This window comes from Actinacidiphila rubida (assembly GCF_900110255.1).
In the GTDB taxonomy this organism is placed as follows: Bacteria; Actinomycetota; Actinomycetes; order Streptomycetales; family Streptomycetaceae; genus Actinacidiphila; species Actinacidiphila rubida.
Window position 1 is genome coordinate 182,119 of record NZ_FODD01000006.1, and the last position, 24,729, is coordinate 206,847.

Sequence of the window (24,729 nt, forward strand, 5' to 3'; positions counted from 1 at the left end):
GCCGGACCCGGCACGCTCCCCGCGCGGACCCGGGGCGGAGGGCGGCGGGCGCGCGGCCCGGACTCAGTCCAGGCCGAGTGACCGCTGGAGGAAGTCCACCTGGAGCAGCAGCAGGTTCTCCGCGACCTGCTCCTGCGGGGTCATGTGCGTGACCCCGGACAGCGGCAGCACCTCATGGGGCCGGCCCGCGGCCAGCAGCTCCGTCGACAGCCGCAGTGAGTGGGCGACGAGCACGTTGTCGTCGGCCAGGCCGTGGATGACCATCATCGGCCGGGCGGGCTCCTTGGCGTCCTGGAGGCCCGCGGAGGTCACCACCGCGTTCGCGTCGTATACCTCGGGCCGCTCGTCGGGGTGACCGAGGTAGCGCTCCGTGTAATGCGTGTCGTACAGCCGCAGGTCCGTCACCGGAGCGCCGACCACCGCGGCGTGGAAGACGTCGGGGCGCCGCAGCGCGGCCAGCGCGGCGAGGTAACCGCCGTAGGACCAGCCGCGGATCGCGACCCGGTCCAGGTCCAGCGGAAAGTACCCGGAGAGCGCCTCCAGCGCCTCCACCTGGTCCGCGACGGACACGCCGGCGAAGTCCCCGGCGATCGACTTCTCCCACTCGGGTGAGCGGCCGGGGGTGCCGCGGCCGTCGGCGACGATCACCGCGAAGCCCTGGTCGGCGAACCACTGCGACACCAGGTGGGCGTTGTGCGAGGCGTACACCCGCTGGCCGTGCGGGCCGCCGTACGGGTCGAGCAGCACCGGCAGGAGGCCGTCGGACTCGCGGTAGCCGGTCGGCAGCAGAACGGCCGTCGGGATGCGCCGCTCGCCGGCCTCCAGCAGGCGCGGGCGGGCGGTCAGCGAGGGCGTGTCCGCGAGCGAGGCGATCTCGGCGACGGGCGTGCCGCCCCGCAGCACCCGCGTCAAAGCGCCGGGCCGGTCCAGCGCGACGGAGGTGAGGACGGTCAACTCCCCGGAGCGGACGGCCCCGTGCACGCCCGGTTCGGTGGAGACGCGCTCCGCGCCGGACGCGCCGACCCGGTAGACGTGCACCTCGCCGATCTCGGGTTCCCCGGCGGCCGCGCCGGCCGAGGCCGTCACCAGCACGCCCGGGTCGCCGGGGGCACCGGCGCCGCCGGCGTCCAGCACGGCGCGCACGTGGAGTTCGGGTCCGGTCAGCGTCCGGTCGCCGACCTTCAGCACCCGGACGCCGTCCTCGTCGGTGATCCTGACCAGCGCCCCTTCGGGCGTCCTGACCGGGACGCCGGGGAAAAGATCAAGCCAAATTCGATCTTCCTCGACCGCGAGGGTGCTGGTCGCCCCCGTCGCCGTGTCGACCTCCAGGTAGCGCTGCTCGCGCTGGTCCCGGGCCTGCACCAGCAGCAGCGGCGGCCCGCCGGCCGACCAGTGGACGGCCGCCAGGTAGGGGTAGCGGGCCCGGTCCCACACGACGTCGACACGGTCCGCGCGGCCCGCGGCGTCCGCGCCGTCGCCCTCCTGGGCCCCGTCCCCGAGGCGGAACAGGCTCAGCGACACCTCGGCGTTGGGGGTGCCCGCCGCCGGGTAGGCCACCTCGACGGGGGCCCGGTTCGGGTGCGCGGGCTCGGCGATCCACCAGCGCTGCACGGGCGACTCGTCGACGCGCGCGGCGAGCAGCGCGGTGCTGTCGGGCGACCACCAGTAGCCGCGGCTGCGGCCCATCTCCTCGGCCGCGACGAACTCCGCCAGGCCCCACGTCACCTGGTCCCCGTCCGGCTCGGCAACAACCCGGTCGCCCGATCCGTCCGCCGCCACGACCCGCAGGGCGCCCCGCGCGGCGTAGGCGATGCGACGGCCGTCCGGCGACGGGCGGGGGTCGATCACCGGGCCCGGCACCGCCAGCTCGCGGGCGCCGCCCGCCCCGGGCACCAGCCCGGCGGTGAACAGCCGGCCCGACAGCGCGAAGGCGGCCGTCTCGACCGCCCGGTCCGCGGCGAACGCCACGATGCCCGCGGAGCCCTCCCGGCTGCGCTCGCGGCGTGCCCGCTCCTCGGGCGGCAGTTCCTCGTCCGCGCCGCCCAGCAGCGCGACCGGATCGGCCGCGACGCGCTCCGCCGGGACGTCCGCGGCGGAGCCCCCGGCCGGCACGTCGAGCACCCACAGCAGGTGCTCCGCTCCCCCGCCGCCGTCCGGACTCCCGCTCCCCGCGCGGGCCCTGACGAAGGCCACCCGGCCGGCCCCGCCGGGCTCCGGCGGCGCCACGGCGAAGGCCCGCGGCACCCCGAGGGTGAACCGCTGCGTCCGGGCGTGCTGGCGCGGGAATGAGAGGTACGTCATAGCCGTGACACTAGAGGGTGGCACCGACAATCGCCGTCGCATTTCCGTGCGACGCCCCGCCCCGCTCGCCCGCCCGGCGCTGACCTGCGACCCCCTCCCGGACCCGCGCTCCCGCAGGCCACCGCGTGCTCCGCCGGGAGATGGCCGGATCCCGTCATGCGCCCCCGCGTGCTTCCATGCCCCGACCTATGCGGTCGCACGGAAAGTTATGATCCGTAGCCGTGGGTGGGTAATAAGCATGTGGCAACTGACATGACCCTGCGTACTGGGAGGTGAGCCGTTGTGGCACTCTCGATTTCGGCGGTGCTGCTGCTGCTGATCATCGTCGTCCTGCTGATCCGCCGTTCCGGGCTCAAGACCGGGCACGCGGTGGCGTGCACGCTGCTCGGCTTCTACCTGGCGAGCTCCTCGTGGGCACCGCAGATCAACGACCTCACCACGAACGTCGCGCAGACCATCTCGAACATCAAGTTCTGAGCGCACCCCCCGGCGGGCCGTAGGCTTCCCCCATGAACGACCTTCCCGACCGGCGGCTGCTGTTCGTCCACGCCCATCCGGACGACGAGACGATCAACAACGGCGCCACCATGGCCAAGTACGCGGCCGAGGGGGCGCTCGTCACCCTCGTCACCTGCACCCTGGGTGAGGAGGGTGAGGTGATCCCGCCCGGCCTCGCGCATCTCGCCGCGGACCGGGACGACGCCCTCGGGCCGCACCGCATCGGTGAACTGTCCTCCGCGATGGACGAGTTGGGGGTCACCGACCACCGCTTCCTCGGCGGCCCGGGCCGCTACCGCGACTCCGGGATGATGGGCACCCCGCAGAACGACGTTCCCGGCTGCTTCTGGCAGGCCGACCTGGACGAGGCCGCAGGCCACCTCGCGGACGTCGTCATGGAGGTCCGCCCGCAGGTGCTGGTCACCTACGACGGCAACGGCGGCTACGGGCACCCCGACCACATCCAGGCGCACCGCGTCGCGATGCGCGGCGCGCAGCTCGCCGACCGGCGCGGCCACCGGATCGAGCGCATCTACGAGATCTGCTACCCGCGCTCGGTCGTCCAGGCGGGCTTCGACCGCCTCGCCGCGGCCGGCCGGGACTTCCCGTTCGAGGGCGTGGCGAGCGTCGACGACGTGCCCGGCGTGGTCGCCGACGAGTTCGTGACGGTGGCGGTGGACGGAGCGGCGTACGCGGACGCCAAGACCGCGGCGATGCGCGCGCACGCCAGCCAGATCGCCGTGGACGGCCCGTTCTTCGCGCTCTCCAACGACCTGGGCCAGCCGTTCTTCGCCGTCGAGTACTACCGCCAGGTGGCCGGCGCCCCGCCCGCGGCCGACGGCGCCGGGCGCGCCGGCGACCTGTTCGGGAGCCGGGCGTGACGGCCGGGCCGGGCCGGATCGGCCTCTACGTACTGCTGGGCGTCCTCGGGGCGTTCGTCGCGCTGGCCGGGGGGCTGGTCCAGGACGGCTGGTTCCCCGGCGGCCTGGTGCTGGCGCTCGCCGGGTGCGTGGCGCTCTTCTACGGCGGCCTGAAGGCCACCGGCACGCGGCTGGGCGCCGTGGTGCCGGCCGCGGTCTGGGTGCTGTGCGTGCTCCTGCTGAGCACCAGCCGGCCCGAAGGTGACTTCCTGTTCGCCGCCGGTGTCGGTCCGTACCTCTACCTGCTCGGGGGCGCACTGTCCGCCCTGGTCTGTGCCACGGTGCCCCAACTGCCCCCTTCCGGCGCCAACCGGGCCTGACTTGGCAGGCGGGGGGGCGCTCGTGGTTGGGTGACTCCGAGCGTTCCACCGCACCAGGGTTGCCGTTCCCGGCAGATCGGTATGGTGGTGCGCGCCGGCGAGCCGCCCGCGGACAGACCGCGAGAGGCGGCGTAGCTAACCGGGAGAGCCTGCTTTGAGTCGTGAAACAGACAGTTCGTCCTCGGGTCCCCAGGGCCGCGGCGGCGCCGCGTACCCGTCGGGCACCCCGCCGTACGGCGCCCGCCCGTTTCCGTCGCTGCACCCCCAGGAGCGCCCCCGCCCCGCAGGCACTCCGGGCACCGGCGACTCGCCCGAGCCGGCGGCGCCGGAGGCCCCGGACGGCGCTCAGCCGGGCCCGGACGAGCCGAGGACCGAGACGACGCTGACCACCCGGATCCGGATCAACATCCCCGGTTCGCGGCCGATCCCGCCGGTCGTCGTGCGCACCCCCGTCGAGGAGGGCACGCAGGTGCCGGAGGCTGCCCCGGGTGTCCCGGCCGCTCCGGGCGCCGACGGTGGCGCGGGCGAGGACCCGCAGGCCGCCGCGGCCGCCCCGGCCGAGCCCGAGGCGGAGCCGGAGAAGGCCAGCGACTGGTTCGCGCCCCGTAAGCCGGTGGCCGCACCGCCCGCCGAGCAGGGGCCGTCGTTCGGCGACGGGCCGCAGGCGCCCGCGCCGCCGTCCCCCGCGCCGGGTGCCGACGCCGACCCGTTCGGCACCGGCACGTTCACGGCCGACGACTTCTTCCGCCCTTCGCGTCCCGACACCGACACCGGTTCGCACGCGCTCGGCGCCCCGGCGCCGGACCCGTTCGGCGACCCCGACACGGGCTCGCACCCGTTCGGCGGCCCCGGCGTCCCGCCCGCCTCCGACGGCTTCGGCGGCCCCGACACGGGGTCGTTCCGCCTCGGCGCCCCCGGTGGCCCGGCGGCGCCCGACGCGTTCAGCGACCCCGACACCGGCTCGGGCCCGCGCCCCTTCGGCATGCCCGACCCGTTCACGGACCCCGACACCGGCTCCGGTCCGCGCCCGTTCGGCGTCCCGGGCACCCCGCCCGGCGCGTTCAGCGACCCGGACACCGGCTCGACTCCCGGCTTCCTGCCGCCCCCGGTCGGCACGGGCGGCCCGGCGGGCCCGGGTCCGCTGCCCCGCCGCGGCACGCATGACAAGCCGGCGGGGGGCGCCCCCGCGCCGTTCGGCACCGACGACTTCCCGCCCGGCGTGCCGCGTCCGGTCGACCCGCTGGCCGGGCCGAACGGGCCTGGCGGCCCGCGCGACGCGGCGGCCTTCGCACCGCCCGCCGGCCCGACCTCGGGCCCGGGCACCGGCGCCATGCAGGTGCCGCCGTTCGCGACCAGCGGGCCGGGCGGCCCCGGCGGGCCGAACGCGGCCGGCGGTCTCGGCAAGCCCGGTGGCCCGGGCGGCAACGGCCCCGCCGGTCCCGCCGGTTTCCGCCCGCCCGTCCCGGGCGGCGGGGCGGGCCGCCCCGGCCCTGGCGGCGTCCCGGGCGGTCCCGGGGACCGCCTCTCCGGCGACACCCTGGTCAGCGGCATCCCGGCCGTGCCCGCGGGCGACATCCGCGGGCCGCGTCCGCAGGGGCCCGGTCAGGGTCCGGCCGGCGCGCCCGCGTCCCCGCAGCCTTCGGCCCCGGCCAAGGCGGCGAAGACGGGCAGGACGGCCAAGAAGGGGGGCCGTTCCAAGCTCGTGCTCGCGGGTGTCGGCGTCGGCGCCGTGGTCGTCCTCGCGTACGGCGCGGGCCTGTTGATGAACCACGCCGACGTCCCCCGGGGCACCACCGTGCTCGGCGTGGACATCGGCAACATGACCAAGGACGAGGCGGTGCAGACGCTGAACAAGGCGCTCGGCGACCGCACCACCGCGCCGCTGACCCTCACGATCGGCGGCAGGAAGCAGACGCTGAAGCCGTCCGTGGCCGGGCTGACCGTCGACACCGACGCCACCGTGCGCGGGGTCGCGCACACCGACTACAACCCGGTGTCGGTGATCGGCTCGCTGGTCGGCGGCAGCACCACCGTCGACCCCGTGATCCTGGTCGACAACGACAAGCTGAAGGCGGCCCTGCAGGGCATCGCGGGCCGGAACAGCAGCGGCAGCGACGGCATGGTCCGGTTCGCCGGCCACAAGGCGATCGCGGTCCCCGGCAAGCCCGGCTCCTCCTTCGACGTGAACGCCGCGGCCACCCAGGTCGCCGCCGCCTACCGGACCCGGGCCGAGACCGGCGCGGACCAGCCGGTGGCGCTCACCGTCACCACGGTCCCGCCGAAGGTGACCCAGGCCGCGCTGGACCAGGCGGTCAACGGGTTCGGCAGGACGGCGATGGCCGGCCAGGTGGTCGTGCGGGCCGACGGGACGCACAAGATCCCGTTCAACAAGTCGCTGCCGACGTTCCTGACGATGACCCCGGACGCGCAGGGCAAGCTCGCCCCGCACGTCGACCTGGCGGTGCTCAAGTCGCTGTACGGCGCGACGTTCAACGGCGTGCTGCTGCAGCGCGCGGACGGCAGCAAGACCGCCGTCACCCCGCAGGACGTCGCGACGGCCCTGGTGAAGGCGCTGTCGTCGAGCGACGCCGCGGGCCGGATCGTCACGCTGCCCAACGTCGCGAAGTAGCGCGGGGCCGTACCGGAGGCGCGCGGGCCGGGGGGGTCAGCCCTCCCGGTTCCGCGCCCTGGCGGACACCAGTTCCTGCAACTGGGCGCAGACCCGGCGGATCTCGTCGTGGGTGGCCTCGCGTTCGGTGATGACCGCCGACAGCAGCAGGGCCGTCAGCGCCGTCACACCGTTGAACGCCTGCAGCGTCACCATGTTCGACACCAGTCCGTGGTCGGCGAACGGGCCCGTGCGGCGGGTGGTGGCGAGGATGGCCAGCGTGGACACGGCCAGGGCGCAGGGTGCCGCGCCCGGCAGCTGGAACCGGAACGCGGCCCAGATCAGCACGGGCGAGACGAGGAACAGCAGCGAGGCGGTCGTGCCGTTGGTCGCCAGGTAGCCGATGCCGAGGGTGGCCGCGGTCAGCGCCGCCGCCTCGCCCCAGCGGGCGGCCCCCCAGGGGGCGCGGACCGGGCCGGGCAGCCACCGCCGCCGCAGCGCCGCGTAGGCCACGAGCAGGAACGGCGTGACGACCAGCACGCCCATGGCGTCGCCGGTCCACCACACGGACCAGGCCGTCCAGAAGCCGTTCTGGTCCAGGGCGCCGGACACCAGCAGGGCCGTGGTGCCCGTGGTCGCGCTGATGACCATCGCCACCAGCGCGCCGAGGAAGATCAGGGCGAGGGCGTCCCTGAGCCGGTCCATGGCGGTGTGGAAGCCGGCCCGGCGCAGCAGCAGGTAGGCCGCGACCGGCGCCAGGGTGTTGCCTGCGGTGATGGCCAGCACGGTGCCGAACGACGGGCCGAGGGTGATGTTCACCGCGAACGCGCCGAGCGCGATGCCGGGCCAGACGCGCAGTCCCAGGACGAGCAGCGCGGTCAGCGCCAGCCCGGTCGGCGGCCACAGCGGGGTGACCTGCCCGCGGACCAGCTGCTCCAGCAGGCCGAGCCGCGCCGTCCCGTAGTACGCCGCGGCCAGCAGCACGACCTGCAGGAGCCAGGTGTGGTCCATGGCGGCGAGCCCGTCCGGCACCGGGCCGCGCACGCCGGGGACGTGGCTGCCGGGGCGCTCAGGGCCTGGGTCCCGCATGAAGCCGAACATACCGGCCCGGAACGGCATCTTCCGGCGTCAGGCGGCCCGCCGCGCGGGCCCGTCGTAGCGGGCGACGAGCACGGCGGCGTCGTCCTCGTGTCCGGTGCGCTCGGCCGCGGCGATCACACGGCCGGCCAGGACGTCGGGCTCGTCCAGGAACCCGCCGCGAACCATCGCGGCCACCCTGTCCAGGCCGCTGCCGACGGGGCAGGCGGGACCTTCCACGACGCCGTCGGTCAGCAGCACCAGGGAGCCGGCGACCGTCACCACGCGGTGCGTGACCGGGTACCGCTCGCCCGCGAGCACGCCCAGCGGCGGGCCGCCGCGGTCCTGGGCGATGCCCCAGTTGCCGTCCTCGCACGCCCACACCATCGGGATGTGCCCGGCGCGGGCCAGGTCGAGGCAGCCGGTGGCGGGGTCGAAGCGCAGGAAGCAGCAGGTGGCGAAGAGGCCGCCGCCCATCGAGACCAGGAGGTCGTTGGCGTGGCGGAGGATCTCGCCGGGGTCGCTGGTGGCGCCGGCCAGTGCGCGCAGTCCCACCCGGATCTGGCCCATGAAGGCGGCGGCCTCCACGTCGTGGCCCTGGACGTCGCCGATGGCCAGGCCCACGGTGCCGTCGCCCATGGTGAACGCGTCGTACCAGTCGCCGCCGACGTCCAGGCCGCGCTGGGAGGGGGCGTACCGGACGGCCAGGCGCAGCCGGTCGAGCCGCGGGAGCTCGGGGGGCAGCATGTGGCGCTGGAGGGCGACGGCGAGTTCGACGCGGGTCCGCTCCACCTTCATCTGCTCCGCGGCCTCGTCGACCAGCGAGCCGAGGGTGGAGAGGAGGTCCTGCGTGCTGTCCGGGAGCCGGGGGGCGTCGTCCCGCGCGGGATGCTCCCACTGCTGCCGCAGGGCTAGCCGTTCCCGCTGCTCGCGGCGCTGCTGGCGTTCGCGCATGACAGCCCCCGGTGGATGGGCGCCTGATTCTGCCGGTTCCTCCGCTTATCCTGCCTTATCACCTTAGCCCCGGCGCCGGACCGCCTGCCAGGGCCGAACGGCCTCTCGGCCCGGGACGGCCGCCCCCGGCGCGGGACCCCGCGCGGGCCGCCCGGGCCCGCGCGCCCGTCACTCCCCCGGCGGGTTCTCCATCTCCTCGGCGAAGTGGCACGCCGACTCGTGCTCGGCGGGGCCGCCGGTGCCGCGGAAGACCTCCGGGACGGCCAGCAGCGGCTCCTCCACGGCGCACCGCTCCTGGGCCTTCCAGCAGCGGGTGCGGAACCGGCAGCCGGACGGCGGGTTCGCCGGCGACGGCACGTCGCCGGCGAGGATGATCCGCTCGCGCTCCTCGCGCGCCTCCGGGTTGGGCACCGGCACGGCGGAGAGCAGGGCCTGCGTGTACGGGTGGGTGGGGTGCTCGTAGATCGCCGCGTCGGCGCCGATCTCGACGATCCTGCCGAGGTACATCACGCCGACCCGGTCGGAGATGTGCCGGACGATCGACAGGTCGTGCGCGATGAACATGTAGGAGAGCTGGAACTCGTCCTGCAGCCGCTCCATCAGGTTGACCACCTGCGCCTGCACCGAGACGTCGAGCGCGGACACCGGCTCGTCCGCGACGATGATCTCCGGGCGCAGCGCCAGGCCGCGGGCGATGCCGATGCGCTGGCGCTGGCCGCCGGAGAACTGGTGCGGGTACCGGTTGATGTACTCGGGGTTGAGGCCGACGACGTCCAGCAGCTCCTGCACGCGCCGCCGCCGGTCGCCCTTCGGCGCGACGTCCGGGTGGATGTCGAAGGGCTCGCCGATGATGTCGCCCACGGTCATCCGCGGGTTCAGCGAGGTGTAGGGGTCCTGGAACACCATCTGGATGTTGCGGCGCACGGCCTTGAGCGCCCGGCCGGACAGCTTGGTGATGTCCTGGCCCTTGTACTTGATCGTGCCCGCCGTGGGCTCCTCCAGGTTCATCACCAGCTTGGCGACGGTCGACTTGCCGCAGCCGGACTCGCCGACGATGCCCAGCGTCTCGCCGGGGTACAGGTCGAAGTCCACGCCGTCGACGGCCTTGACCGCGCCGATCTGCTTCTTGAACAGGATGCCCTGGGTGAGGGGGAAGTGCTTGACCAGTCCGCGGACTTCGAGGATCGGCTCGCGGGTGGTGGCCGGGGCCGCCGCCGGTTCACGCGTTGTCGGCTGACTCACCGAGGGTCTCCTTCCAGAAGTGGCAGGCGCTGGCCCGGGTGTCGCTCACCCGGTACAGCGGAGGCTCGTCGGTGCGGCACACGGCCTGTGCCAGGGGGCAGCGCGGGTTGAAGGCGCAACCCGGCGGGATGTGCAGCAGGTTGGGCGGCAGGCCCTTGATCGCGTACAGCTCCTGGCCCTTCTGGTCGACGCGCGGGATCGAGTCGAGCAGGCCCCGGGTGTAGGGGTGGGCGGGGGCGGCGTAGATGTCGTGGACGGGCGAGGTCTCCACGATCCGGCCGGCGTACATCACGGCGATCTTGTCCGCGACGTCGGCGACCACGCCGAGGTCGTGGGTGATGAGGATCAGGCCCATGTTGTACTCGCGCTGCAGTTCCGCGAGCAGCTCCATGACCTGGGCCTGCACCGTCACGTCCAGCGCGGTGGTGGGCTCGTCGGCGATGATCAGCTCGGGCTCCAGCGCCATCGCCATGGCGATCATCACGCGCTGCCGCATACCGCCGGAGAACTGGTGCGGGTACTGCCGGATGCGTTCCCTGGCGGCCGGGATGCGGACCCGTTCCATCAGCTCGATCGCCTTGGCCCTGGCGGCCTTGCGGGACATCCCGCGGTGCACCGTGAACATCTCGCCGAGCTGCTCGCCCACGTTCAGCACCGGGTTGAGCGAGGACAGGGCGTCCTGGAAGATCATCGCCATCCGCGCTCCGCGCACCTTGCGGCGCTCCTCGGCGCCCAGCGTCAGCAGGTTGCGGCCCTGGAACACCACTTCGCCCTCGGTGATGAAGCCGGGCGGGGAGTCCAGGATGCCCATGATGGCCTGCGCGGTGACGGACTTGCCGGAGCCGGACTCGCCCAGCACCGCCAGCGTCTCCCCGGCGTCGACGGAGTAGTTGACGCCGTTCACCGCCTTGGCGACGCCGTCGCGGGTGCGGAACTCCACGTGCAGGTTCCGGACGTCCAGCAGCGGGCCCTCGGCCTCGCCGACGGGTTCCGGGGTCAACTCGGCACTGGTGGCCATCGCGTGCTCCTCAGCGCAGCTTGGGGTCGAGGGCGTCGCGCACCGCGTCGCCGAGCATGATGAAGGCCAGCACGGTCAGGCTCAGCGCGCCGGCCGGCCACAGCAGCATGTGCGGGGCGTTGCGGATCTGGCTGGAGGCGTCGGAGATGTCGATGCCCCAGGAGACCGTGGGCGGTTTGAGGCCCACGCCCAGATAGGACAGCGTGGCCTCCAGGGCGATGTAGGTGCCGAGCGCGATGGTGCCGACGACGATGACGGGGGCGACGGCGTTCGGCGCGATGTGCCGCAGCAGCATGCGGGAGTTGCCGGCGCCCAGGGCCCGCGCGGCCTGCACGTAGTCGTTCTGCCGGGCGGTGATCACCGAACCGCGGGCGATACGGGCGATCTGCGGCCAGCCCAGCAGCACCATGAAGCCGATGACCGGCCACACCGAGCTGTTGGTGACCACGGAGAGGAACACCAGGCCGCCGAGGACGACGGGGATGCCGAAGAAGATGTCGCTGATCCGCGACAGCACCGCGTCCCACCAGCCGACGAAGAACCCGGCCAGGCCGCCGAGGATGCTGCCGAGGATCACCACGCCGAGGGTCGCGCACACGCCGACGGTCACCGAGGCGCGGGCGCCGTACACGACGCGGGTGTAGACGTCGCGGCCCTGGCTGTCGAAACCGAACGGGTGGCCCGCCTCGGGTCCGGCCTGCGCCTTGGCGAGGTTGGCCGCGAGCGGGTCCTGGGTGGCGATGGTCCCCGGCCACAGCGAGATGAAGACCAGGAACAGGATGATCAGCGCGGAGATGATGAAGATCGGGTTGCGCCTCAGGTCGCGCCAGGCGTCGGACCACAGGCTGCGCGGTTTGCCGGCCGGCCCCCCGGGCTCCTGCGCGTGACTCGGTCCCTTCTCCAGGGTCTCCGCGTCGGCGTTGGCCAGGTCGAAGCCGCCGCCGTAGCCACCGGCCGGGGCGATCGGGCCCTGGCTGGGGTCGATGGGTTCCAGCGGATCGTGTCCGTGCGGATCGTGTCCGTCAGGCATACCGAATCCTCGGGTCCAGGACCGCGTAGAGCAGGTCGACGAGCAGGTTCGCGATCAGGAAGACCAGCACCAGGATGGTGACGAAGCCGACGACCGTCGGCGCGTTGTTGCGCAGGATGCCCTGGTAGAGGTTGTAGCCGACGCCGTGGATGTTGAAGATCCGCTCGGTGACGATGGCGCCGCCCATGAGCGCGCCGATGTCGGTGCCGATGAAGGTGACGACCGGGATCAGCGAGTTGCGCAGCAGGTGCCGGATGATGACCCGGCGGCGCGGCAGGCCCTTGGCGACGGCGGTGCGCACGTAGTCGCCGCGGGTGTTCTCGGCGATGGACGTGCGGGTGAGCCGGGTGACGTAGGCCAGCGAGACCAGGGCGAGCACCAGTCCCGGCAGGATGAGTTCGTTGAACGGCGCGCTGGGCGACACCGAGGGCGCGGTCCATTTGAGCTGGACGCCGAAGATGTACTGCAGCACGTAACCGGTGACGAACGTGGGCACCGAGATCACCACGAGGGTCAGCAGCAGCACGCCGGTGTCGACCGGCTTGCCGCGCTTCATACCGGTGAGCACGCCCAGCGTGATGCCGATGATGATCTCGAAGATGATGGCGACGATGGTCAGCCGGATGGTCACCGGGAAGGCGTCGCCCATCAGCTGCAGGACCGACTGGCCGTTGAACGCCGTGCCGAAGTCGCCCTTGAACAGGTTGCCCATGTAGTGGATGTACTGGGCGGGCAGCGAGTGGTCGAGGTACAGGTCGTGCCGGATCTGTGCGGCGGTCGCCGGATCGGGCGCCCGGTCACCGAAGAGCGCGGCCACGGGGTCGCCGAGCGCGTACACCATGAAGAAGATCAGGAACGTGCTGCCGATGAAGACGGGGATCATCTGCAGCAGCCGCCGGATCACATAGCGTCCCATGGGGCCTCCCGGAAAGGCGGGCGGAGGCCGCACCGGGCGATCCGGTGCGGCCTCCGCTCGGCGTCACTTGACGTTGATCTCGTTGTAGACGGGGACGCTGAAGGGGTTGAGGAACACGTTGCTGACGTTCGACGAGTAGCCCGCGCTGCCGTTCTGGTACCAGAGCGGGATCGCCGGCATGTCGATGACCAGCTGCTTCTCCGCGTCCTGGAACTTGGAGACGGACTCCGAGCTGCTGCTGGCCGCGTTGGCCTGGTTGACCAGGTTGTCGAAGTTCGCGTTGCTGTAGTGCGAGTCGTTCGACGAGGCGTTGGTGTAGTACTGCGGCTGCAGGAAGTCCTGGATCAGCGGGTAGTCCATCTGCCAGCCGGCCCGGAACGGGTCGTTCTGCTGCTTGTTGGTGATCTTGTTCCGGAAGTCGGCGAAGGTGCCGACCGGGGCGCCGACGCACGCCGTGTTGTTGCCCAGCGCGTTGTTGATGCTGTTGCACACCGCGTCCACCCACTCCTTGTGGGAGCCGGTGTCGGCGTTGTACGAGATGGTGATGTGGCCGCCGGGCAGGCCGCCGGCCTGCGCGATGACCTGCTTGGCCTTGCTCGGGTTGTACGTGCACTCCTGGCCGCACAGGCCCTGCTTGAAGCCGCCCGCGTCGCCGAGCACCGGCGAGGTCCAGTCGCTGGCGGGGGTGCGGGTGTTCTGGAAGATCTGCTGGGTGATCTGCTGGCGGTTGATCGCCATCGACAGGCCCTGCCGGATCTTCGCGGAGTTCGGCGTGTTCCAGCGCGAGCTGTAGAGCGGGAACGCGATCGTCTGGATGATGCCGGCCGGCACGTTGATGTACCGGCTGCCCAGGTCGTTCTTCACGTTCTTCAGCTGCGAGGCCGGGATGTCGTCGACGAGGTCGAGGTTGCCGGCCTGCAGGTCGGTGTACGCCGTGTTGTTGTCGGTGTAGACCCGCAGGTCCACGCCCTTGTTCGAGGCGGCGTCCGAGCCCTTGTAGCCGTCCCACTTCACCAGGTTCATACCGGTGCCCTTGGTGTACGACGAGATCTCGTACGGGCCGTTGCCGATGGGCTTCGCCAGCCAGGCGGAGTGGTTGGTGAAGAACGACTGGGGCAGCGGGTAGAACGCGGAGTAGCCCAGGGTGTCGGGGAACAGCGCGAACTTCGAGCTGAGCTTCACGGTGAACTCGGTGTCCGAGACCTTGTGCAGGCCGGACAGCTTGTCCGTGACGGCCGAGGCGCCGGTGGCGTCCGGGTGGACCTGCGCGTAGCCGGCGATGGGGGCGAAGAACGAGGCGTTGAGCTGGGCGTTCTTCAGGGCGGCGCCGTAGTTCCAGGCGTTGATGAACGAGTCCGCGTTGACCGGCTCACCGTTGCTGAAGGTCCAGCCCGACTTGAGCTTGATGTCGAAGGTCTGCGAGTCCGTCGAGGTGATCGACTGCGCGATCCAGTTCTCGGCCGCGGCGGTCTTCGGGTTGTACTTCTTCAGGCCCCGGAAGATCATGTCCAGCACCTTGCCGCCCTGCACCTCGTTGGTGTCGGCCGGCTCCAGGGGGTTCTGCGGGTCACCCCACGACGCACGCACGATGCCGTTGGTGCTGCCGCCGCCGCCACTGCTTCCGCCGCCGCAGGCGCCGGCCGCGAGGGCGACCACCACCGCTCCTGCAGCCCACTTCACCCGCGTGGCTCCGCGCATCGTGTGCCTCCTCCATGGTCACAAATGAGACTTCATGACCCATGACACAGCAATTGCGGCAAAGCCGCACTCATTCACCCACGTGTCGCGCCCTCCAATGTGTTGGCCACGAATCGACGGGCCGTCACCCGTTCACCCGTACGACGGCAGGAGATGACCAGTACGCGTCAAACATGCGGGTGCGGGCTCCGCACGGTCCGGGCGTGGCCCCCGGTTCCGGGGGCAGACGCACGAAGGCGCCCCGGTCCTTCCCTCCCGGACCGGGACGCCTCTCGCCGCGGGCGACGCGCGCCCACTTCCTCAGCAGCCGTCAGGCCGCCCACTTCACTGCGCGTCAGGCCGCCCACCTCATCGCGCGGCCTTCCTCCTCTCCCCCAGCCTTCGGCCGGGGGCGCCCCCACTTCCGCGGACGGCCTCGTTCCTCGGCCGGCCACTTCAGGAGCTCGCGCGTCAGGCCACCCACTTCATCGCGCGGCCTTCCTCCTCACTCCTTCCGCGGACGGCCTCGTTCCTCGGCCGGCCACTTCAGGAGCTCGCGCGTCAGGCCGCGGCCGTGCCGTCCTCGGCGAAGTGGCACGCCGACTCGTGCGCGGCCGGGGTGTCCCGGTCGGCGAAGACCGACGGGACGGCCAGCAGCGGCACCTCCTTGGCGCAGATGTCCTGCGCCTTCCAGCAGCGGGTGCGGAACCGGCAGCCGGACGGCGGGTTCGCCGGCGACGGCACGTCGCCGGTCAGGATGATCCGCTCGCGCTTCTCCCGGGCCTCGGGGTCCGGCACCGGCACCGCGGACAGCAGCGCCTGGGTGTAGGGGTGCGTGGGGTGCTCGTAGATCTCGGCGTCGGTGCCGATCTCCGCCATCTTGCCCAGGTACATCACGCCGACCCGGTCGGAGATGTGCCGCACGATCGACAGGTCGTGCGCGATGAAGATGTACGACAGGCCGAACTCGTCCTGCAGCTTCTCCATCAGGTTGACGACCTGCGCCTGCACCGAGACGTCCAGCGCGGACACCGGCTCGTCGCAGATGATCACCTCGGGGTTCAGCGCCAGGCCGCGGGCGATGCCGATGCGCTGGCGCTGGCCGCCGGAGAACTGGTGCGGGTACCGGTTGATGTACTCCGGGTTGAGGCCGACGACGTCCAGCAGGTCCTGGACGCGCTTGCGCCGGTCGCCCTTCGGGGCCACCTCGGGGTGGATGTCGAAGGGCTCGCCGATGATGTCGCCGACCGTCATCCGCGGGTTCAGCGAGGTGTACGGGTCCTGGAATACCATCTGGATGTTGCGGCGCACGGCCTTGAGCGCGCGGCCGGACAGCCTGGTGATGTCCTGGCCCTTGTAGAACACCTCGCCCGAGGTGGCCTGCTCCAGGTTCATCAGCAGCTTGGCGACGGTCGACTTGCCGCAGCCGGACTCGCCGACGATGCCCAGCGTCTCGCCCGGGTACAGGTCGAAGGAGATGCCGTCGACGGCCTTGACCGCGCCGATCTGCTTCTTGAACAGGATGCCCTGGGTGAGGGGGAAGTGCTTGACCAGGTTGCGCACCTGCAGGATCGGCTCACTCACCGAGGGTCTCCTTCCAGAAGTGGCAGGCACTGCCGCGACCGGGCCCGGCCGGGTGGAGCACCGGCACCTCGGTACGGCAGATGTCCTGCGCCATCGGGCAGCGCGGGTTGAAGGCGCAGCCGGACGGGACGTGCAGCAGGTTGGGCGGCAGGCCCTTGATCGCGTACAGCTCCTGGCCCTTGCGGTCCAGCCGCGGGATCGACTGGAGCAGGCCCTTGGTGTACGGGTGGGCCGGGGCGCTGTAGATCTCGTGCACCGGCGCGGTCTCCACGATCCGCCCCGCGTACATCACGGCGATCTTGTCCGCGACGTCGGCGACCACGCCGAGGTCGTGGGTGATCAGGATCAGGCCCATGTTGTACTCGCGCTGCAGCTCGGCCAGCAGGTCCATGACCTGGGCCTGCACCGTCACGTCGAGCGCCGTGGTGGGCTCGTCGGCGATGATCAGCTCGGGCTCCAGGGCCAGCGCCATCGCGATCATGATGCGCTGGCGCATGCCGCCGGAGAACTGGTGCGGGTAGTCGTTGACCCGCTCGGCCGCGGCCGGGATGCGCACCCGGTCCATCAGCTCGATCGCCTTGGCCTTGGCCGCCTTGCGGGACAGGCCCTGGTGGACCCGGAACATCTCGCCGAGCTGGTAGCCGACGGACAGCACCGGGTTGAGCGACGACAGCGCGTCCTGGAAGATCATCGCGATCTTCCGCCCGCGGATCCTGCGGCGCTGCTCGCCGGACATGGCGAGCATGTCCTGGCCCTGGAAGAGGATCTCGCCCTTGGGGATGCGGCCGGGGGGCATGTCGAGGATGCCCATGATGGCCTGCGCGGTGACGGACTTGCCGGAGCCGGACTCGCCCAGCACCGCCAGCGTCTCACCGGCGTTGACGGAGTAGTTCACTCCGTTGACGGCCTTGGCGACGCCGTCGCGGGTGTGGAACTCCACGTGCAGGTCCCGCACTTCGAGCAGCGGGGTGGTCTGCGCGGCGCCGGGGGCGGCCGCGGTCTCATCGATGACAGTCAACGTACGCCCTCCTAGCGCAGCTTGGGGTCGAGGGCGTCGCGGACCGCGTCGCCGAGCATGATGAACGCCAGCACCGTGACGCTCAGCGCGCCGGCGGGCCACAGCAGCATGTGCGGCGCGTTGCGGATCTGGTTGGACGCCTGCGAGATGTCGATGCCCCAGGAGACCGCCGGCGGCTTGAGGCCGACGCCGAGGAACGACAGGGTCGCCTCCAGCGAGATGTACGTGCCGAGCGCGATGGTCGCCACGACGATGATCGGGGCGAGGGCGTTGGGCAGGATGTGCCGCAGCAGCATCCGGGTGTTGCCCGCGCCGAGCGCTCTGGCCGCCTGCACGTAGTCCTGCTGCTTGGCGGTGATCACCGCGCCGCGCGCGATACGCGCGATCTGCGGCCAGCCGAGCAGCACCATGAACAGCGTGACGGTGCCCACCGAACCGCCCTTGACGACGGACAGGAACACCACGCCGCCGAGCAGGATCGGGATGCCGAAGAAGATGTTGCTGACCATGGAGATCAGCGAGTCCCAGAAGCCGCCGAAGAAGCCGGCCAGGCCGCCCAGCAGCGAGCCGAGCAGGGTGGCGCCCAGCGTCGTAAGGATGCCGACCGCGACCGAGTCGCGGGCGCCGTACACCGTGCGGGTGTAGACGTCGCAGCCCTGGGTGTCGAAGCCGAAGGGGTGGCCGCCGGTCGGGCCCATCTGCGACTTGGCCAGGTCGCACGCGAGCGGGTTGCCGCTGGCGATGACGCTCGGCCAGATCGCGATGACGATCAGGAAGAGGATGAGCAGGCCCGATATGTAGAACATCGGCTTGCGGCTCAGGTCGCGCCACGCGTCGCCGGCCAGGCTGCGGGTCTTCTCGCGCTGCCCGGCGGGAACGGTGGCCGCGGTCGCCGCGTCGGGCACGGCGGTGCCGGTCGCGGTCGTGGCGTCGGTCAGGTCAGGCATACCGGATCCTCGGGTCCAGGACCGCGTAGAGCAGGTCGACGAGCAGGTTCGCGGCGAGGAAGATCAGCACCAGGATGGTCACGAAGCCGACCACCGTGGGCGGGTTCTGCCGCAGGATGCCCTGGTAGAGCTGGTAGCCGACACCGTGGATGTTGAAGATCCGCTCGGTGACGACCGCGCCGGCCATCAGGCCGCCGATGTCGGTGCCGAGGAAGGTGACCACGGGTATCAGCGAGTTGCGCAGCAGGTGGACGGTCACCACGCGGCGCCGGGGCAGGCCCTTGGCGACGGCGGTGCGCAGGTAGTCCGCGCGCGAGTTCTCGGCCACCGAGGTGCGGGTCAGCCGGGCGACGTAGGCCAGCGAGACGCCGGCCAGCACGATGCCCGGCAGGATCAGGTCGCCCAGCGGGGCGCCGTCGCCGACCGCCGGGTTGGCCAGGCCCCACTTCAGGCCCACGAAGTACTGCAGCAGGTAGCCGGTGACGAACGTGGGGATGGCGACCACCAGCAGGGTGAACGCCAGCACGCTGCTGTCGGCGAACCGGCCGCGGCGCAGGCCGGCCAGCAGGCCGAGGCCGATGCCGACGACCGCCTCGATGGCGAACGCCACCAGGGTCAGCCGCAGGGTGACCGGAAACGCCTGGCCCATCAGCTCGGTGACCGGCTGACCGGTCGCCGCCTTGCCGAAGTTCCCGGTGAAGATCTGACCCATGTAGTGCAGGTACTGCACGGGCAGCGGGTGGTCCAGGTACAGGTCGTGCCTGATCTGCGCGGCCGTTGCGGGGTCCGGCGCTCGGTCTCCGAACATGGCGGCCACCGGGTCGCCGAGTGCGTAGACCATGACGAAGATCAAAAAGGTGGTTCCGATGAAGACCGGAACCATCTGGAGCAGTCGCCTGATGACGTAGCGCCCCATCTGCCCTCCAGGGATCGGGCGGACGCCGGCCGGGGCTTGTGGCCCCGGCCGGCATCCGCACCGCGAGCGGTTGCTGTCAGTTCCCCCCAGAACGCCCGCCCGGGGTAGGGGCGGGCGCCTGCCGCATCAGGTCAGCCGTTGTTGACCGTGATGTCGGTGTAGACGGGGTAGCTGAAGGCGTTCTCCGTCACGTTGGACACGCGCGACGACCAGCCGGCCTCGCCGTTCTGGTACCAGAGCGGGATGACGGGCATGTCCTTGAAGAGCAGCTTCTCGGCCTGCTGGTACAGCGTGGTGGCCTTGGCGGTGTCGGGCTCCGCGTTGGCCTGCTTGATCAGGGCGTCGAACTGCGGGTTGCTGTAGTGCGAGTCGTTCGAGCTGCCGTCGCTCGCGTAGAGCGGCGTCAGGAAGTCGTCGATCAGCGGGTAGTCCATCTGCCAGCCGGAGCGGAACGGCTGGGTCATCTGGCCCTTGGTGATCTGGTTGCGGAAGTCCGCGAAGGTGCCGGTCGGGGCGCCCACGCAGGCCTTGTCGTTGCCCAGCACGTTGTTGATGCTGTTGCACACCGCGTCCACCCACTGCTTGTGGGAGCCGGAGTCCGCGTTGTAGCCGATCGTCATGTGGCCGCCGGGTATACCGCCGCCCTCCTGGATCAGCTGCTTGGCCTTGGCCGGGTTGAACGTGGTGGCGTCACCGGCGATGTCCGAGCTGTAGCCGCCGGACGCGCCCAGCACCGGGGAGGTGAGGTCGTTGGCCGGGGTACGGGTGCTCTGGAAGATCTTCTGGGTGATGGTGTTGCGGTCGATCGCCATCGACAGGCCGAGGCGGACCTTGTCCATGCCCGGGGCGTTCCACGCCTTCTGGTTCAGCGGGAACGAGATCGTCTGGATGATGCCGGCCGGCTGGTTGAGGTAGCGGCCGCCCAGGTCGGACTTGGCGTGGCTGAGCTGCTCGGCCGGGATGTCGTCGAGGACATCCAGGTTGCCCGCCTGCAGGTCGGCGTACGCGGTGTTGCTGTCGGTGTAGACCTTCAGCAGCACGCCCTTGTTCTTGGGCTTGCTCGGACCGGTGTAGTACGGGTTCGGGACCAGCTTCATGCTGGTGCCCTTGCTGTACGACACGACCTTGTACGGGCCGTCGCCGACCGGCTTGTCCAGGTAGCCGGCGTGGTCGGTGAAGAACGACTTCGGCAGCGGCGCGAACGCCTTGTAGCCGAGGCGGTCCGGCCACGTGGAGAACTTCTGGGTCAGCTTGACCGTGAAGGTGTGGTCGTCGACGACCTTCAGACCGGACATGGTCTTGGCGGTCGGGGCAGCGCCCTCCTTCGCGGGGTGCACGGCGTCGTAGCCGTCGATGTCCGCGAAGAAGTAGGCGTTCAGCTGCTTGTTGGTGACCAGGGCGCCGTAGTTCCACGCGTCCACGAAGGAGCTGGCGGTGACCGGCGTGCCGTCCGAGAACTTCAGGTTCGGCTTCAGCTTGATCGTGAAGTTCTGCTGGTCGGTGGTGGTGATGGAGTCCGCGGCCTCGAGGTTGGCCTTCCCCGTCTTGGGGTCGTACTCCTTGAGGTTCATGAAGATCATGTCCAGGACCTTGCCGCCCTGGACCTCGTTGGTGTTCGCCGGCTCGAGCGGGTTCTGCGGGTCGCCCCACCAGGCCCGGACGATGCCGTCGTTGGAACCGCCCGCACTGTCCGAGCCGGAACCGCAGGCGGTCGCTGCCAGGGCGACGACTGCCGCACCTGCGACCCACATGGCGCTCTTGGCACCGCGCATGGGTATGCCTCCTCAGGAGTCACTGTCACTACGTGAAAGAGAAGGCCGGACGGCGGCTGACACCCCTGACAGCCACTGCGGCCTTCTCTGCTCGTGAGTCGGCGCTCCCATCAGCGCAAGACCCATTGACCCGAGCTCAACTTCGTCCACTATCGGGCACGTTTGATGACGGTTGACACCGTCAAGGGTCTCGATGGGGTCACGATCGCGTCCGGAATCCGGACATTCCGGAACGTACGCAGACAGGAATCAATCGGACAGAGTGAGCAGTATCACTCTGCTTTCCGGTGAACAGTGTCCGAATAACGGACACCCTTCGCGTGGAGGGCAACCCAGAAGGGGCGCGTGGAACCGCGCGCTCAGCCCACCACCGGCCGGTGGTGGGCTGAGCGCGCGGTTCCCCGCGCCCCTCAACGCGCGCTACGCGTGCTTGGCGCGGGAGGCGGCGCGGCCGCGCTCCTTCTGGTCGAGGACGACCTTGCGGATGCGCACCGTCTCCGGCGTCACCTCGATGCACTCGTCGTCGCGGCAGAACTCCAGGGACTGCTCCAGCGACAGCTTGCGCGGCGGCACCACGTTCTCGGTGTTGTCCGCGGACGCGGCGCGCATGTTGGTGAGCTTCTTCTCCTTGGTGATGTTCACGTCCATGTCGTCGGTGCGCGAGTTCTCACCGATGATCATGCCCTCGTACACCTCGGTGGTCGGCTCGACGAAGATGACGCCGCGCTCCTGGAGGTTGATCATCGCGAACGGCGTGACCACACCGGACCGGTCGGCCACGAGCGATCCGTTGTTGCGGGTGCGCAGCTCGCCGAACCAGGGCTCGTGGCCCTCGAAGATCGAGTGCGCGATGCCGGTGCCGCGGGTCTGGGTGAGGAACTCGGTGCGGAACCCGATCAGGCCGCGCGAGGGCACGATCCACTCCATGCGGATCCAGCCGGAGCCGTGGTTGGTCATGGTCTCCATGCGGCCCTTGCGGGCGGCCATCAGCTGGGTGATGGCACCGAGGTGCTCCTCCGGCGAGTCGATGGTCATCCGCTCGATCGGCTCGTGCACCTTGCCGTTGACGTCCTTGGTGACCACCTCGGGCTTGCCGACGGTGAGCTCGAAGCCCTCCCGGCGCATGGTCTCCACCAGGATGGCCAGCGCCAGCTCGCCGCGGCCCTGGACCTCCCACGCGTCCGGGCGCTCGGTCGGCAGCACGCGCAGCGAGACGTTGCCGATCAGCTCCCGGTCGAGGCGGTCCTTGACCTGGCGGGCGGTGACCTTGTGGCCCTTGCCGCCCTTGCCGACCAGCGGCGAGGTGTTGGTGCCGATCGTCATGGAGATCGCCGGCTCGTCCACCGTGATCAGCGGCAGCGCGATCGGGTTCTCCGGGTCGGCGAGCGTCTCGCCGATCATGATGTCGGGGATGCCCGCGACCGCGCAGATGTCGCCGGGGCCGGCGCTCTCGGCGGGCTTGCGGGTCAGCGCCTCGGTCATCATCAGCTCGGTGATGCGGACGTTGGCCATGCTGCCGTCACGCTTGATCCACGCGACGGTCTGGCCCTTCTTCAGGTAGCCCTGCTCGACGCGCAGCAGCGCGATACGGCCGAGGAAGTTGTCGGCGTCGAGGTTGGTGACGTGCGCCTGCAGCGGCGCGGCCTCGTCGAACGTCGGGGCCGGGACGTGCGCGAGCAGCGTGGAGAAGAACGGCTCCAGGCTGGTGGAGTCGGCCGGCACGGTGCCGTTCTCCGGCTTGGTCAGCGAGGCGATGCCGTCACGGGCGCAGGCGTAGACGATCGGGAACTCGATCTGGTCCTCGTCGGCGTCCAGGTCCAGGAACAGGTCGTACGTCTCGTTGACGACCTCGTCGATCCGGGAGTCCGGGCGGTCCGTCTTGTTGATGCACAGGATCACCGGCAGCCGGGCGGACAGCGCCTTGCGCAGCACGAACCGGGTCTGCGGCAGCGGGCCCTCGGAGGCGTCCACCAGCAGCACGACCGCGTCCACCATGGACAGCCCGCGCTCGACCTCGCCACCGAAGTCGGCGTGGCCGGGGGTGTCGATGATGTTGATGGTGATCGGGTCGCCGCCGTCCTTCGGGTGGTACTTCACGGCGGTGTTCTTGGCGAGAATGGTGATGCCCTTCTCGCGCTCCAGGTCGTTGGAGTCCATCATCCGGTCGTCCAGATGCTGGTGCGCGGCGAAGGCGCCCGCCTGCTTGAGCATGGCGTCGACGAGGGTCGTCTTGCCGTGGTCGACGTGGGCGACGATGGCGACGTTACGGATATCGTGGCGCGTGGACATGCTGCGGCGCTTCTCCCGGATTCGAGGATGACGGCGCGCCGTCAGTGAGGCGCACCCGTCCGCCGGGCAAGGTCACGCCGCGGCCTCACCCCATGGTACGGGGCCGCGCGGCGCGGGGCCGCCCGACCGGGGTCCCGGCCTCCGGCGGAAGGGATGATTCCGCTGGTGGGACGGGGGTTCCGGGTGCAAGGATCGCCCCTCGTGTCCATGCCACAGAGTTCCGGTGAGCAGCAGCTCGCCCTCCCGCCCGCCCCGCAGCAGGGCGCGCCCGCCCCCCGCCGCTCCCCCGCGCGCCTGGTCGCCGTGGTCGTGGGGGTCGTCTTCGGCCTCCTCTCGGCCTCGCACCGGCTGCCGGTGGTGGCCGGCGGCGGCACCTTCGCACTGTTCCTCGTCGGCTTCCTCCTGGCGCTGGGCGTGGGCAACGCGTTGTTCGCCGCCGTGGCCCGCCCGGCGGGGCTCGCCGTGGTGTGGGCGGCGTTCGGCGGCGGGCGGTGGGCGGGCTCGGCGCTCGTCCGCGGCCGGCTCGTGAGTGTCCGCTGGCTGCCGCTGATCCCGTTCGTCGCCTGCCTGGTCATCGTGGACCGGCCGGGACTGCGGCGGCGCCTGTGGTGCTGGACGGCCGTCGCCGTCGTCGGCGAGCTCGCGGCGGGCGGGGTGCTCGCCGCGGTCGGGAGCCCGCCCGTGGCGGCCCTGGGCTGGGGCGTCGTGGCGATGACCGCGCTGGCGTCCTTCGCCAACCCGCTCACGCCCGGCTCCCGCGCCTGGCTGCTGCTGCGCATGCCGTTCCGCCCGGAGGCGCTGACCGAGCTGGTGCACGAGCCGGCGCTGGCGGACGTGGCCGCGGCGCTGAGCGCGGGCCGGGTGCGGGCCGCCCGGGCGGCTCTGGACGCGGCCGTGCGGCCGGACAGCCCGCGGCACCTCTGGGCGAGGGCCGCGGTGGCGTCGGCCGAGGGCCGGCACGCGGAGGCCGCGGACCTCGCGCACACGATGTACCAGGAGAGCGGCCTGGAACAGGTGCGGACGGTCGCGCTGTCGCTCTACGCGCGGGCGCTGGCCGACGGGGCGGCGGCCGGCGTCTGGACCCGCGAGCAGATCCTGCCCGGGTTCACCGCGACGCTCGCCGGGCTGCGGGCCACGCGCCCGGCGGTGGTGCGCTACACCGATCTCGGTGCGATCGAGGCGATGCTGCTGCGCGACGACCCCGTGCGCGCGGCCCGGCTGGCGCGGTTCGCCGCCGCGATGGCGCCCGACGCGCTCGCCCGCGCCCACGCCCTGCGCACCCTGGCCGCCGCCCTCACCTGGACCGGCGACAGTGCCCCGGCCGGCAAGGCCCTCGCCCGCGCCACCGCCCTCTCCCCCCGCTGAGCGCCCCCAAGGGCGCGCGAGGAACGGCCCGACCGTTCGCCGGGAACGCGCCCGGTCGGGCGGGACGTGCCCCGAAGGGGCACGAGGCCCCCCCGCCTTCGGCCGGGAGGTGCCCCAGCGCGAGCAACCGGCCGGTGGTCCGGATCGGACCGATCCGCCCCTTCGGGGCGGTGGGCGGAGTGCGGCGCGGCTGTGGCTTGTCGCGCGGTTCCCCGCGCCCCTGATGGTTGCCGTCCGCCCACAAGTAGCGCCCCCAAGGGGGCGCGGGCCGGATGGT

General features: G+C 71.7%; 19 protein-coding genes. 5 read left to right on the plus strand and 14 right to left on the minus strand.

Annotation, left to right across the window (positions count from 1 at the left end):
- Positions 1 to 63: 63 nt before the first annotated feature.
- Complete coding sequence (locus BMW99_RS08185; RefSeq protein ID WP_069466556.1) at positions 64 to 2,301, minus strand: S9 family peptidase; 2,238 nt, start codon at positions 2,299 to 2,301, stop codon at positions 64 to 66.
- Positions 2,302 to 2,583: 282 nt separating this feature from the next.
- On the opposite strand from BMW99_RS08185, the gene BMW99_RS08190 reads away from it, so the two are divergent.
- From BMW99_RS08190 to BMW99_RS08205, 4 genes are all read left to right on the plus strand, one after another.
- The gene (locus BMW99_RS08190) at positions 2,584 to 2,778 is read left to right on the plus strand and encodes a hypothetical protein (protein WP_069466555.1); all 195 of its coding nucleotides are present in this window, start codon (positions 2,584 to 2,586) and stop codon (positions 2,776 to 2,778) included.
- A 32-nt stretch (positions 2,779 to 2,810) separates the two neighbouring features.
- Complete coding sequence (gene mshB, locus BMW99_RS08195; protein ID WP_069466554.1) at positions 2,811 to 3,680, plus strand: N-acetyl-1-D-myo-inositol-2-amino-2-deoxy-alpha-D-glucopyranoside deacetylase; 870 nt, start codon at positions 2,811 to 2,813, stop codon at positions 3,678 to 3,680.
- Positions 3,677 to 4,039 (plus strand): DUF6113 family protein, encoded by a 363-nt coding sequence (locus BMW99_RS08200; protein ID WP_069466553.1) that lies wholly within the window; start codon positions 3,677 to 3,679, stop codon positions 4,037 to 4,039. The genes mshB and BMW99_RS08200 overlap by 4 nt, the downstream gene beginning before the upstream one ends.
- A 154-nt stretch (positions 4,040 to 4,193) precedes the next feature.
- Positions 4,194 to 6,668 (plus strand): VanW family protein, encoded by a 2,475-nt coding sequence (locus tag BMW99_RS08205; protein ID WP_075016511.1) that lies wholly within the window; start codon positions 4,194 to 4,196, stop codon positions 6,666 to 6,668.
- A gap of 36 nt (positions 6,669 to 6,704) precedes the next feature.
- Here BMW99_RS08205 and BMW99_RS08210 read toward each other — a convergent pair whose 3' ends face one another.
- From BMW99_RS08210 to typA, 13 genes are all read right to left on the minus strand, one after another.
- Positions 6,705 to 7,658, minus strand: coding sequence for an MASE1 domain-containing protein (locus tag BMW99_RS08210; protein ID WP_069463944.1), 954 nt, complete (start codon positions 7,656 to 7,658; stop codon positions 6,705 to 6,707).
- A 117-nt stretch (positions 7,659 to 7,775) separates the two neighbouring features.
- On the minus strand, positions 7,776 to 8,678 hold the full coding sequence (locus BMW99_RS08215; protein WP_079138469.1) for a PP2C family protein-serine/threonine phosphatase: 903 nt from the start codon (positions 8,676 to 8,678) through the stop codon (positions 7,776 to 7,778).
- A gap of 168 nt (positions 8,679 to 8,846) precedes the next feature.
- Positions 8,847 to 9,920, minus strand: coding sequence for an ABC transporter ATP-binding protein (locus BMW99_RS08220; protein WP_069463933.1), 1,074 nt, complete (start codon positions 9,918 to 9,920; stop codon positions 8,847 to 8,849).
- A complete protein-coding gene (locus BMW99_RS08225) occupies positions 9,898 to 10,938 on the minus strand; it encodes an ABC transporter ATP-binding protein (protein ID WP_069463934.1) in 1,041 nt (346 codons plus the stop codon). Before BMW99_RS08225 ends, BMW99_RS08220 begins: the two co-directional genes overlap by 23 nt.
- Before the next feature lie 10 nt (positions 10,939 to 10,948).
- Positions 10,949 to 11,968: an ABC transporter permease gene (locus BMW99_RS08230; RefSeq protein WP_069463935.1), complete on the minus strand. Its 1,020-nt coding sequence runs from the start codon at positions 11,966 to 11,968 to the stop codon at positions 10,949 to 10,951.
- Positions 11,961 to 12,884, minus strand: a complete 924-nt coding sequence (locus BMW99_RS08235) for an ABC transporter permease (protein ID WP_069463936.1) — start codon at positions 12,882 to 12,884, stop codon at positions 11,961 to 11,963. The genes BMW99_RS08230 and BMW99_RS08235 overlap by 8 nt, the downstream gene beginning before the upstream one ends.
- Before the next feature lie 63 nt (positions 12,885 to 12,947).
- On the minus strand, positions 12,948 to 14,582 hold the full coding sequence (locus tag BMW99_RS08240) for a peptide ABC transporter substrate-binding protein (protein WP_069463937.1): 1,635 nt from the start codon (positions 14,580 to 14,582) through the stop codon (positions 12,948 to 12,950).
- Positions 14,583 to 15,122: 540 nt separating this feature from the next.
- Complete coding sequence (locus BMW99_RS08245) at positions 15,123 to 16,175, minus strand: ABC transporter ATP-binding protein (protein ID WP_069463938.1); 1,053 nt, start codon at positions 16,173 to 16,175, stop codon at positions 15,123 to 15,125.
- Positions 16,138 to 17,163 (minus strand): ABC transporter ATP-binding protein, encoded by a 1,026-nt coding sequence (locus tag BMW99_RS08250; RefSeq protein WP_069463939.1) that lies wholly within the window; start codon positions 17,161 to 17,163, stop codon positions 16,138 to 16,140. Before BMW99_RS08250 ends, BMW99_RS08245 begins: the two co-directional genes overlap by 38 nt.
- 11 nt (positions 17,164 to 17,174) lie before the next feature.
- Entirely contained in the window at positions 17,175 to 18,110 is a 936-nt protein-coding gene (locus BMW99_RS08255; protein WP_069463940.1) for an ABC transporter permease, read from the minus strand.
- On the minus strand, positions 18,103 to 19,026 hold the full coding sequence (locus BMW99_RS08260) for an ABC transporter permease (RefSeq protein WP_069463941.1): 924 nt from the start codon (positions 19,024 to 19,026) through the stop codon (positions 18,103 to 18,105). Before BMW99_RS08260 ends, BMW99_RS08255 begins: the two co-directional genes overlap by 8 nt.
- A 131-nt stretch (positions 19,027 to 19,157) precedes the next feature.
- The gene (locus tag BMW99_RS08265; protein ID WP_069463942.1) at positions 19,158 to 20,798 is read right to left on the minus strand and encodes a peptide ABC transporter substrate-binding protein; all 1,641 of its coding nucleotides are present in this window, start codon (positions 20,796 to 20,798) and stop codon (positions 19,158 to 19,160) included.
- A gap of 420 nt (positions 20,799 to 21,218) precedes the next feature.
- On the minus strand, positions 21,219 to 23,087 hold the full coding sequence (typA, locus tag BMW99_RS08270) for a translational GTPase TypA (protein WP_069463943.1): 1,869 nt from the start codon (positions 23,085 to 23,087) through the stop codon (positions 21,219 to 21,221).
- A 201-nt stretch (positions 23,088 to 23,288) separates the two neighbouring features.
- Between typA and BMW99_RS42640 the strand changes: the two genes are divergently transcribed.
- Positions 23,289 to 24,452 (plus strand): hypothetical protein, encoded by a 1,164-nt coding sequence (locus tag BMW99_RS42640; protein ID WP_075016512.1) that lies wholly within the window; start codon positions 23,289 to 23,291, stop codon positions 24,450 to 24,452.
- The last annotated feature ends 277 nt before the right edge of the window (positions 24,453 to 24,729 follow it).